Annotated in this window: 9 protein-coding genes; 2 read left to right on the top strand and 7 right to left on the bottom strand. The window is 48.3% G+C overall.

Annotation, left to right across the window (positions count from 1 at the left end):
- Positions 1-70 precede the first annotated feature (70 nt).
- Together EZMO1_RS22435 and EZMO1_RS22430 are read right to left on the bottom strand one after the other, a co-directional pair.
- Positions 71-511, bottom strand: coding sequence for an efflux RND transporter permease subunit (locus EZMO1_RS22435; RefSeq protein ID WP_034878523.1), 441 nt, complete (start codon positions 509-511; stop codon positions 71-73).
- Positions 508-1,638 carry an efflux RND transporter periplasmic adaptor subunit gene (locus tag EZMO1_RS22430; RefSeq protein ID WP_051790513.1) on the bottom strand — a complete coding sequence of 377 codons (1,131 nt, stop codon included), beginning with the start codon at positions 1,636-1,638 and terminating at the stop codon, positions 508-510. The genes EZMO1_RS22435 and EZMO1_RS22430 overlap by 4 nt, the downstream gene beginning before the upstream one ends.
- Before the next feature lie 275 nt (positions 1,639-1,913).
- Between EZMO1_RS22430 and EZMO1_RS22425 the strand changes: the two genes are divergently transcribed.
- A complete protein-coding gene (locus EZMO1_RS22425) occupies positions 1,914-2,234 on the top strand; it encodes a DUF1820 family protein (protein ID WP_034878517.1) in 321 nt (106 codons plus the stop codon).
- 6 nt (positions 2,235-2,240) lie between these two features.
- Here EZMO1_RS22425 and EZMO1_RS22420 read toward each other — a convergent pair whose 3' ends face one another.
- The 5 genes from EZMO1_RS22420 to thiE form a co-directional block, all read right to left on the bottom strand.
- Positions 2,241-2,801 (bottom strand): hypothetical protein, encoded by a 561-nt coding sequence (locus EZMO1_RS22420; protein WP_145912705.1) that lies wholly within the window; start codon positions 2,799-2,801, stop codon positions 2,241-2,243.
- A 9-nt stretch (positions 2,802-2,810) separates the two neighbouring features.
- Entirely contained in the window at positions 2,811-4,823 is a 2,013-nt protein-coding gene (locus EZMO1_RS22415; protein WP_034878515.1) for a hypothetical protein, read from the bottom strand.
- Positions 4,824-4,874: 51 nt separating this feature from the next.
- Positions 4,875-5,504 carry a hypothetical protein gene (locus tag EZMO1_RS22410; RefSeq protein ID WP_034878513.1) on the bottom strand — a complete coding sequence of 210 codons (630 nt, stop codon included), beginning with the start codon at positions 5,502-5,504 and terminating at the stop codon, positions 4,875-4,877.
- A gap of 127 nt (positions 5,505-5,631) precedes the next feature.
- Positions 5,632-6,933: a glutamate-1-semialdehyde 2,1-aminomutase gene (hemL, locus tag EZMO1_RS22405; protein WP_034878511.1), complete on the bottom strand. Its 1,302-nt coding sequence runs from the start codon at positions 6,931-6,933 to the stop codon at positions 5,632-5,634.
- Positions 6,934-6,944: 11 nt separating this feature from the next.
- Complete coding sequence (gene thiE, locus EZMO1_RS22400) at positions 6,945-7,562, bottom strand: thiamine phosphate synthase (RefSeq protein WP_034878890.1); 618 nt, start codon at positions 7,560-7,562, stop codon at positions 6,945-6,947.
- 256 nt (positions 7,563-7,818) lie between these two features.
- Here thiE and EZMO1_RS22395 point away from each other — a divergent pair, with 256 nt between their 5' ends.
- Complete coding sequence (locus tag EZMO1_RS22395) at positions 7,819-11,799, top strand: hypothetical protein (RefSeq protein ID WP_145912704.1); 3,981 nt, start codon at positions 7,819-7,821, stop codon at positions 11,797-11,799.
- Positions 11,800-11,803: the final 4 nt, after the last annotated feature.

Genomic DNA, 11,803 nt, shown 5'->3' with positions numbered 1-11,803 from the left:
TTCCTATGTAAGTCCAGAGAAAATTTGTAGCTGCTGTATAAACCACGGACGGCAAGCCCAGAAAAAATGGTCAGTATGAGACTTTCACCCAACTGATAACACCATCACCATCGGAATCACTCTTGGACACCGTCGGGTCGTCCATATTGTCAGGCAGTCGTCGTTTTGCTCGGGAGACGGCATCACGAACGTCATTGGCTGCAGCTTCAATATCCCGATTGTTTTCAAATTCAATGTTGATTCGGGTGCGGCCATCGGAACTCATGGAGTCAATCGACCGGACGCCCCGGATACCGGACAGCTGATCTTCGATCACTTTGGCAACCCTTGACTCCATGATGTCTGCCGAAGCCCCGTCGTAGTTGGCGGCGACAGAGACAACGGGGGCGGAAACGTCCGGGTACTCACGCAGAGGCAGGCTATTAAAGGCCAGTATGCCGAAAACAATTAGCAGCAGGTTGATTACACAGGCGACAACAGGTCGCTTAATGGCAAGGTCCGATAAAATCATTGAGTCAGAACCTCATTGTTCTCGACGGATTCAACACTTTGTTGTGCCAGTTGGCGATTGTGGTTGTTCATGGCTGAAGAGGGGGTCACGATGATGCCGTTACTGACTTTGCTGATGCCAGCGGTAATGATTTCATCACCGACAGTCAGCCCGGAGCGGATGTAGGTTTTTTCTCCGACGATCTGCAAAGTGTTGACGGCTTGTTCTACCGCTTTGTTGTCGATGACCCGGTAAACGAATGCCTGCGGCCCACGGTAAAAGATGCTGCTGGTCGGAATGGTAATCACACTTTCCGGTGTTAATGACAGAGTGGCCTGCGTCAGCAGACCGGGGCGAAGCAGACCTTCAGCATTGTTCAGTTCGGAACGAACTTTGAAGTTGCGGCTTTCCATGCTGACCACCGGATCAAGACTACTGATGGTGGCGGTAAAGTGCAGGTTCGGCCAGGCATCAAACTGCAGGTCTACGGTCATGCCGGTGTTGATCTGGCTGAGGTATTTATCCGGAAAATTCAGGTCAACATACAGGTGTTCCAGATCGGTCAGAGTTACCAGTGCATCACCGGTTCTGACATATTGCCCGGGACTGAGGTCACTTAAACCCAGAACACCGTCGAATGGCGCTTTCAGGGTGTAAAACGACAAGGTAGTGGCAGCGGCATCAACAGCGGCTCTGGATTGTTCAACCAGAGCTTCCTGAGCCTGAAGTTCTGACTGGGAAATGGCTTTTTTGGCTTCCAGTAGCTGCATTTCATTCAGACGACGTTCGTCATCCAGCAGCTTGGCTTTCGCCTCCTGAAGCTTGGCCTGTTCAAAGCGGCTGTCGATTTCAATCAACGGGTAGCCCGCGCCAACGGTCTGACTGTCGGTGAAATTAATTTTATTAATGGAACCAGCCACTTTGCTGGTCAGGGTGATCTGGTTTCGGGCATAGACATTCCCCAAAGCCGTCAGTTGTTCCTGCCAGGTGTGTGCCTGAACCGTTTGCACATCAACTACAACGCTTCGGGCATTGCTTCCTGCATTGCTGCCCTGATTCCCTCCCTGACCACTGCCGCCACTGGCAAATGCACCGGGTATGAATGAAAGGCTTGCTAGTAGGATGAGACTGTTTTTCAATAATTTCATGGGGTAAGTCCGCAGTGCAAAAATAAAGGCATTTTAAAAAACGTGTCACCCATGCTTGGTATAAGTCCCGGGTATTATTCCTGTAATCAGTATAAATATCGGGCGAGGGTATAGTTTGTCGGGTAACTACCAAGATGTATCAGAACTGTATCAGGGTGCTGTTTTCCACAGATCAAACCGGACCTTGAGTGTGGTATGCTTTGCGGCATTTTAAGGCTGTCCTTGTTACTCTTAGAGCACGCGGGTAGCCGCTATCAAGAAGGTTTTAATCATCAATGTCGAAAACACAGGTCTTTCGAGTTATTTTTCAAAACGAAGGCGAAGTCTTTGAGGTTTACGCCCGCCAGATTTTTCAGAGCGAACTCTGGGGCTTTATTGAGGTGGAAGAGTTTGCCTTTGGTGAACGCAGTCAGCTGTTGGTTGATCCCAGTGAAGAAAAACTGAAAAACACCTTTGAAGGTGTGAAGCGCAGCTACATTCCACTGACGTCTATTATCCGGATTGATGAAGTGGAAAAAGAAGGTAAGGCCAAGGTGACGGAAGCCAAAGGCGGCAATGTACGTTCCTTTCCTATGCCACCACTGAATTCAATCTGATTATTATTAGGTCAGCGACGCCTGTAGCCAGTCGGAAACATCCAGCAGTGCATCGCTGGTTTTCTGCCACTTTACAGGCTGGCCGGGCGCTGGCTGAATGCCCCAGGATGAAGGCATGTTAACAGGGCGTACCAGAATAATACGACTGCCTTCTGGCAGCTTGCCTTTTTCTTTTGCGTCTGACGCTGCTACTGCCATGGTGGCCATCAATTCATACTGATCAGTCAGGTCTGCTTCCAGTCGGGGCCGGGAAGGCGTTGGCAAATTGCTCTGGTGGAAGACGGCAATGTCCTGTTCAACCAGATAGTAGTGTGCGGCAGCAGATTCAACGCCGTGCCCGTCAACACCGAAGATGAGGTAATGCTCAGGTGTTTTCTGTTCAATTTCTTCAATGAACCAGATGAGATTCCATGGGTTTGGCGTATTGCTTCGGGTTGTAAAATACTCGGTATCTTTCGGGCACAGTAGTTGATCAGACAGTTCCCTTGGCACTGGCGGCATCGGCAGCCCTGCGGCAAGCATAATATCTCTGGCCTGATTTAATGATGCTTTATTATTAGTGTTCATAGCGCCTACCTATAGAGAACGGGTGTGTTGTGGATCAGGCCGGGTATGAAGCTGTTCAGCCTGTTCGGACAATGCATTAAAATACGACTGTGGTTTTCCTGTTGAGCGCAGGAAATCGGCAACACGCAGGCCACCTTTACCACCTTCTGTTTCCGGGCTTCTCCAGGTTAACCAGTCTTCTACCACTTTACCTTCATCGGCCAGTTTTTTGGCATGCTGTTTTAAATCATTTAAACGGAAGAGGGTGGAATCAATTTCCTTTTTATCCAGAAGCGGTTCAAGATCACGCCGGAGGCTGTCTTCGTCCATTGTTGTGATTTTCTCAAAGGTTTCCCGGCTGATCAGTTCAGGCTTACCCGGCCACGGCGGTGGCCAGTTGCCAACTTTATGGTCAGGCTCGGGATCGTTGACTTCCCGAAGACCCGGATAAAAAGCCTGATCATTGTCAATCAGGGTTACATCGCCATTGTCCGGGTCAATAAAGAGGTTGGTGCTGTGACGATCCTGCTGTCCTGTCAGGCAGTCCAGCCACTGGGCATCGGTAAGATTTTTCTGGATATTGGCTGAGACCCGGGGCTTTTCCAGAGAGTCATAGGCAATGTCTTCGGGTTTGCCTGTATCGTGATTAAACGGCTGCACACCTCTGGCTTCTGTCATCAGCAAACCCATTTTTCCGTTATGAGTGGTCAGTTTCATGTCCGGTAACAGCTTCAGGTCAAGGGTGTTTTGCAGCTTCCGGGCGGCAAGGTTTCGAGCGGCAAAACGGGGACGGGATTTGTCGAGATACTTATCCTTGCCAACTACGCGTTCATACCTGCTGGTGTCCCTGGCGTCTTCAGCTTTGAAGAGATATTCCCTTGGAGGGTCATTCACCGTTTCTCCGGCAAAGGTCAGCTTCTGAACACTGTGTTTTTTACCTGCACCAAAATGCTCGTCCGGCTTTACCAGGTCGGCATCCGTCAGTGTGGTGAATTCGTCTGCCAGATCAGGGTTGGATGCATAACCCAGCCGTTTCAGTTCTGTTGCTTCTCCCCAGCTGAGTTTACTGCCCAGCTCAAACGATTTCGGATCATCCATAACCTGCACCAGAAGGGCTCTCTCTGCGTCCATTTCCCTGCTCAGGGTTTGCAGTGCTTTAAAATTGTCTTTTGAATAATGTGCCCGGCCAGAATGGGTAATTTCAGCAATCGCCTGCATACCCTGTTCCAGAGAGTCGATCTGGCTTTTAGCCTGAGCCTTGATCTCTGCTGTGGTTGTGGGCATGAATTTGGCCTGCTCGCTTTTGTGCTGATCCAGCACCGAGGCAATTTGCACCAGATGCTGTGATTTCAGGTTGGCATTAGCCTGAGAATGACGGCTGGTACCTTTCTGGAAGGCATCTATAACACTGGCTGCTTTTTGCTTCAGCTTGTCTGAAGTGCCCTGAACGTCATGGAAGCGTTCAGAGACTCTGGACTGGTTGATCAGCGTTCTCAATCCGTGATTTTTGTAAGCCGATGCAACGGGCGCAGCAGGTTTGGGTTGTGCTGCAGCTTGAGGATGGCCGGTAAAATGCTGAACGATCTGGCCCGGGGGATTTTGCCCTAGCGGACTGGGAAAGGGGAAAGCAAACTGGGTCACCTTGCCGTTAGGGTTGATTTGCCAGTTGCCGGGTGGCAAAACGATGACGTTGCCCATTTTACCCAGATTTTTAAGATTAATGGGTGGGCCCTGATAGGGTTTGACGGTGATGGACTTTGGATTGTCAGTCCAGATTTCCAGTCCCGGTTGTGCGTGAATTCGGGTGAGGTTGACCTGCGGTTTGGGTTGGCTGTGGCTGATTTTATATTTCGATAAGCTTTTATGCTTGCTACTGGTTGTGAGCTTGCTTCCGAGGTTGACCAGCATTTTTTTGATGCCTTTGGGTTTGCTGGTCTTTCTGGTAAAAGCAGTTCCCTCGGCTTTGTCGAGGCTGGCAGATTGACTGGAGGTGTTGAGAGGTGGTGGAGTACTCCGGGAGGCTCCAATGGATGAGTTGCTCACAATTGCGTCCCTGCAAAAGGCCTGATCGATAGATCAAGTATAGGTTGTGAGCTACAGGGGGTGTTCTTGCCTTTTCTGGCGCAGTAGAAAGTACAGTCCGGTGCCCAGCATCAGGTTGCCCAGGGCGATAAAGTATCGGAACAGGTTCAGACGAAGGTATCCGGCAATGGTTCCTTCATTACCAATCAGCATGCCGCCAACAAAAAAACTGGCAAATGACACCAGGATCAGCGCCTTGGTTCCGGTACTCATATAAGACCGGGTAACCATCACCAGACCTGCAACAATACACACGGCCAGCTGCAGATCCCGGTAAAGCGTTTCAAGCCCGTACCAGCGTGACACCTCAAACAGTACGCAAATAGCCAGAATGGTTCTTCCCCAGGCAGGTGGACTCCAGAACTTTGAAGCCAGAATCTGTACCATTGCGATGGTCACCAATGGCGGGGACATAAATGTGGCAATGTTGTTGAACATCCAGTAGGGACCGGCCCAGACATCCGAGAAACCGTACTTTAGAGCACCCAGTCCGGCAGCGATTGCCATGAGCAGAAAGCCAAACAGGGCTGCTTTGGCAGGCAGCTTGTGTGCAGGGTCAAAATCCTTTTGTTGCGACAAAAGAAAAACAGGAAAGGCGCTGGCAAAAGCCAGCACCGCATCAGAGACAGCAAGAGAAATCATAAACAGCCGTGAGCGAGTTGTACCGGTTCCACCTTCTAAATAGGAATTGCGCAGTCATATTTAGGCAGTCATCTTTAGAAAGCGGAATCGGTATTAATCATCAGTGCGCTCATTGATAAACATTAATTCAAGGATTTAATAAAGAGTGAAAAGCCCGACCAGCCGCAGCAATGGTTTGTTCTATTTCCTGATCACCATGGGCGGCAGAAATGAAACCGGCTTCAAACGCTGAAGGTGCCAGATAAACGCCTTCGTCCAGCATGGCATGGAAGAAGCGTCCATACAGCTCACTGTCACAGGTCATCACATGATCAAATCGTTCTACTTTTTCCTGTTCCGTGAAGAACAGGCCAAACATGGCACCGACCTGAGACGTACGTAGTGGAATACCGGCAAGATCTGCCTGATGACTGATGCCTTTCAGCAATTGCGATGCTTTATCGGTCAGTTCGTCATGAAAACCCGGCTGGACAATATTGTTGAGTGTTGCCAGCCCTGCAGCCATTGCCAGAGGGTTGCCCGACAACGTACCCGCCTGATAAACCGGACCGAGAGGGGCAAGATGTTTCATAACGTCCCGACGGCCACCAAAGGCTCCGACAGGTAGTCCGCCACCGATGATCTTGCCGAGCGTGGTTAAATCCGGTTTAACATCGTAATGCGCCTGAGCACCGCCCAGAGCCACCCGGAAACCGGTCATCACCTCATCAAAAATCAGCAGTGCACCGTGTTCATCGCAGATCCGGCGTAAACCCTGCAAAAAGCCGGGGACCGGAGGAATGCAGTTCATATTGCCAGCCACTGGCTCAACAATGATGCAGGCAATGTCTGTCCCGATTTCTGCGAAGGTTTCTTCCACAGAGTCCAGATCATTGAATGTCAGGGTGATGGTGTTTTCAGCCAGTGCTTCAGGCACGCCCGGAGAACTGGGAACACCAAGGGTGAGGGCGCCGGAACCGGCTTTAACCAGCAGGGAGTCGGAGTGACCGTGATAGCAGCCTTCAAATTTGACGATACGATCCCGTCCGGTAAAACCGCGAGCCAGCCGGATAGCACTCATGGTCGCTTCGGTACCGGAGTTCACCATGCGCAGCAGTTCCATGGAAGGAAATAACTGGCGAACCTTTAGAGCCACTTCGGTTTCGATGGCTGTCGGAGCGCCAAAGCTCAACCCCTGTAACGCCTGCTCCCTGACCGCAGCCACCACGTCCGGGTGATTGTGCCCAAGAATCATGGGCCCCCAGGAACCGATGTAATCAATCAGCTCGTTTCCATCAACGTCCTTTACATGAGCGCCCAGGGCACTCTGGAAAAATACCGGTTTGCCACCCACACCTTTAAAGGCACGAACAGGCGAGTTTACTCCACCGGGAATCACTTGTTGTGCTTCCCTGAACAAAGCACCGGAACGGTTGTCGGATCGAGCCATGAATGTTTTCCTTATTGGTAAAGCGCACTCAGTTCACGGGCCCGGAGCTGAATATCGGGTGTTGCAAACAGATTGTTTACAACAGCGATCATGTCCGCACCTGCTTCTGTTATTTGGAAAGCATTATCTATGGTAATGCCGCCAATGGCTACAACGGGCACATCAAAACGCTGTCTGGCCTGTGACAGGACGGACAGTTCGGCGGTTTTGGCATCCGGTTTGGTTTTGGATTCGAAGAATTTACCAAAGGCGATGTAGTTCGCACCCGCGCTAACGGCCTGCTGTGCCAGCTCCAGAGAGCCTCCACAGCTTACACCAATAATGGCGTAATCGCCCAGACGGGTTCTGGCTTCGGCAACGGACGCATCACTCTGGCCTACGTGAACACCGTCGGCTTCAACCGCAGCGGCCAGCTCGACATCGTCATTGATGATCAGAATGGCCTGATGCTGGTGGCAGAGCACTTTCAGGGCACCCGCTTGACGCAGACGCTTCTGCTGGTCGTTGCTTTTATCCCGGTATTGCAACACCTTCATACCACCGTGCAAAGCCTGCCCGGCAGCGTGCAGCAGACTATTGTCATCGGGTAGCAGATGGCTGTCGGTGACACCGTACAGACCTTTGAGCATGGTGGCCTCCTGTCTCATCTTCAATGGAGCCGGAGTATACCGTGTGGCAGCCGGTATTGGCAGATAAATCACCGGAGAAACCGGCAGGGATCTTCTCCCGGGACACTTTTGATGATCGGGCCTTCTGTTTTCAGACTTTTCAGACTTTTCAGACAATGTTTCATCACATTTAATCACATTTCCAGCAATCGCCCGCCATTGTTGATCCGATGTCTATACTTGGCGACTTACAACGAGTCATGGAGTAGAAGTTTCTTTGGAAATAAAAACGGGGACCCTTTTTTTACAACCAGTCTGGCTATTTCTGGCAGTGACAGTGCTTTGCATATTCTCTGACCATCTGTCCGGCGATACGGTTTCAGAGGATTCCTCATTTTACTGTGCACAGTTGTCAGCTCCCGGAGTGTCTGTAAGGTTTCCGCTGAATCTTGAGGCTCTGGGGGCTACAGCGGCAGTACAGCTGGCGGTATCGTCTGTCGTCATGTTATCAACGTCGGTTTGTCAGAGTCCCGGTGTGTCCTGTAGTCCGGCTATCTACCCTGTTTTGCAGGCTTACAGTACTTCGGCTGACCTCCTGCACCGGTTGTTTTTGATTGATGCCCTGAGGCACTGGACTGCCTGGCTTGTATTTTCTGGTTCGAAGTGGACTCCTGCGACAATACCGGATTCTGTCACTGCTGAAGCTGGCACGTTAAATCCGGTGCTTGGTTATCGGACTTTGGCAGAAGTTAATCCGAACTATCGGATACAACAGGATAATTTTGCCAGCCTCCATAGTCTTGTGGCCTATGTTTCCGAACTGAATCAGCAGCTTTCACCCGGTCAGTCCGTGGTGACGAGTCGTGATGGGAAAGCTGAACTGCAGATTGTGCAACAGGATACCTCCGCAACAGTCTTCTCGATAACATTGCCGAGCGGTGGCAACACAACCAGCACCTACCAGGTGGGGAGTAACCAGGGCATTTTCTGGATAAAAGAAATCAATGGCATCAATGTAGAGCGATACCATCAGGTTGCCTGGAGTGAACCGAAAGAAGGAAGCCGCACCACCTGCTTAACCGTCCAGCTGATTGCTCCGGAGAAATCAAATGAGTCGGGGCTACCGATTGAATTAACCGTCCCGCCCTGGCTGACTCACCGGCTTCTGGCGGCGAGCTCTGCAAAGGCAGCAGGAGAGTTCAGCAGGTTGTTTCTGAACTGGTATTGGTCGGCATATTTGATGTCTGAACCGGTAAAGGCATCAATGGCCGCTGGATATCAGGGAGCGGACTTATCGAGTCAGGTTTCTGTGGTTTCTGCCTGCCATTCAGGCAGTCGGTATTGTCCTGGTGGGTTGGCTATGCAGACGTTCTCTGCCGGTGTTGTTCCGCAGTCGTATATGATGGATGCACCAGCAGCGGGAGATACGTTTTCTGGCAGCGAAGAAAAACTCACTGTCAACAACCCTGATAAAAAGGAGCCAGATCATTCCGGGGCGGATGAAGGCAAGAAGCCGGAAGGTGGAGATGATGAGGGTGATAAAGGTGGAGGTGCCTCATTTTCTGACAAGCCTCCTTTGTCAGGTGTAACATCACCAAAAAGTCTTTTATGGCAGGCAACGGAGCATTTCTTTTTAAAACATGACGGCACTGTGGATCAGTCAACTATAAGTCTTGATGATGCTTACGACTTGATTCGCAAATTCAGTCATGCCGGCATGCTGCAGATTTTGCCTGTTGATGGGAAGTCGAATAACCTCTGGCCAATGGTTGTGAGTAAACGTCTTGCTCATTACATTGAGCGTTCTTTGAATCCCGAAGGTTATACAGAACCGTCTGTCGCTCCCGGTCAACGTCCTGATGATAGGTACGTCGTACCCATGACGCAGGATATGTTTAATTATATCCTGGGTAACTTTGATGGCTGTAAACAATTTGCTGAAACCAATATTAATCTGCGTGACAAGCTAAAGCTAATTATCGGAAACTTTTGTGCAGAGCAAAATGCAGACAGGTGCTTTTATGGAGGTGAGTCAGTAAAGCAATACATACTCGAAAACAAATATGGTTATCAGCCTGCTTTCGAGGATAACCAGCCTGTGGCAGATGATATTGATGTTTTGCTATCCTACAGCGACCCAGAAGTGCTGTACCAGTATTTGAAGGAAAAACTGGTTGACTTTGAAGTCCAGAAACCTACTACAGTACTGTTGTTTACTTTTCCGGGGCTGAAACCTAAGGATCAACCTTACGAACTGCATAGATTTGATTTTGAGTTTAAGAAATCAATGGACGGGGCAGAAAACTACTACCTACCTAAGCTGGATGTGGGTATGACACTTGATGGGTCACAAGCAACGTTTCAGTCGGATGTCCTGGTTGTTAGCGAGACTATTAAAAGAGGGCTAAAGAGTGAGGTTGATATGCATGGTACAGTAGATCTAAAGAATAGCAAGTATGTTGATCGTGCACTTATTTTATCCGCTGTTTTTCCCAGAAATCATCTTTTTAAATTTCTTTTAAATGAGGTAATGCATGAGGCAAAAGGTATAAAGCAGACGGTAGATGAGCTTTCAGAAGCGTCATACTCTGAAGACACTCATTTCAATATCATTCAGGAACAGTTGATTCGGCGAATCAATAGTTTGAAAAAAGGGATATCTGAAAAAGAATATCAACTGGCATTTTACAAGGATCAGTTAGAAACCTTCCAACTAAAGTTGACGCAGGAACAACAGAAATTAGCTGATGCTGAAAGAGAGTATAATTTGGAGCTTCATGAACAAAAAGGCTTGCTGGACGCTAAAAATGAAAAAATAGAGGAAAGTGTGGTCGAGACTAATCATCTTAAAACAAAAATATCTAAGTTAGAAAAAGCATGCAAAAGTTTGAAAGAACAAATAGTAAAGATTGGAGCAATAAACAGAAAATTAAGGGGTGAAATGGAATTGGTAACAAAAAATGCAGCTGTTGATAAAGATAAAGTCAAAAAGCTTGATGATCAGTTAGCCAGTCTGAGCAACAGACTAAAGGAATCGAATGATGAGGTATTGCGCCTAAATGATGAGGTATTGCGCCTAAATGGTGAGGTATTGGGTCTAAAGGATGACAAAAAGCTACATGCAAGCATCAAAGAATTTGAGGAACTTATGCAAAAATTGACCGAAAATCCTGATAAGGATGATAAGGATGATAAGGAAATGGTCAAATATAAGACAGTTACAGGTGTCCTTACACCTACATTTATAGTAAGGGAACGGCGTAACGCTAATGACGATCTATGGAATCATGGGCGTAGAGTGATGATAGCAGGAACATTCACTGCCGGTTTCGTAACACAGAAGTTTTTGTGGCAAAAACCCAGTAATAATAATGGCATAAAGTCCGCAGACAATGATGACACAGGGTCTCCTTGTCTTAACCAAAAAGATTACACGGGTTTAAACAACGACATACTGGGAATTCTGTGTCATTATCCAAAAAATTACAGAATTGTTGATTATCAAGCATACTCCTCCAGTCTTGAAAAAGGAATTTTCAATCCTCTGAATTCAGAGATACTTTCAAAAGACAAAAGATCACAAGAAATACGACAAAAACGTAAGATTTTATTAGCGCATTCCGGACATCGTCTTTTTCGTCAGATGACAACAGCCCAACTGTTGCGGATTATGGGGGGTATCAGAACTGGTTGGAGCTGGATTAATAATTCATTACCATTGGATAAAGTCGTAACTGGCATAGTTAACTATTGTGGCTTGATGCCTGATAAAAAATGGCAGTACGACTGCGGTCGTGAAGCTGCTCTTAAAATGAGTGCGAAGCAATTTCAGAATGAACATTTTGTTATTGTTAATGGGAGAAGAGATATCAGGCTTCGGGAGTCAGACCGGTTTATCAGTTTCCTTCCTGTATGGAACATAACGTCTGGTCAGCTGGGGTATTACGATGTTTGGCCCTATCGTCTTGACAGGAAGGGATATACTATTCTTCCGGGTACTTCAAAAACAGCTCGCCCATTTAGATCATTAAAATGTAATTATAAGGGTTTTAAAAAAATTCAGATAAAAGTGTTCTCTCATTACAAGTGGGTTGATACGAATGCCTCATGTGCTGAGGCAGATACGATAATTAGAACAAACACAGATTCAGTCTACTGGTGGAGTCATGCATCAGGGAAACATTATAACACTGCTACGTGTCGCGATGAAAATAGGCAGTTAATCGGGGTATGGCAATCGCATACCTATACCCCTTGAACAA

Origin of the sequence: Endozoicomonas montiporae CL-33, from assembly GCF_001583435.1 — a bacterium.
Lineage (GTDB): Bacteria > Pseudomonadota > Gammaproteobacteria > Pseudomonadales > Endozoicomonadaceae > Endozoicomonas_A > Endozoicomonas_A montiporae.
The sequence above is the reverse complement of the archived record's forward strand: the minus strand, read 5'-3'. Positions and strand labels throughout refer to the sequence as shown.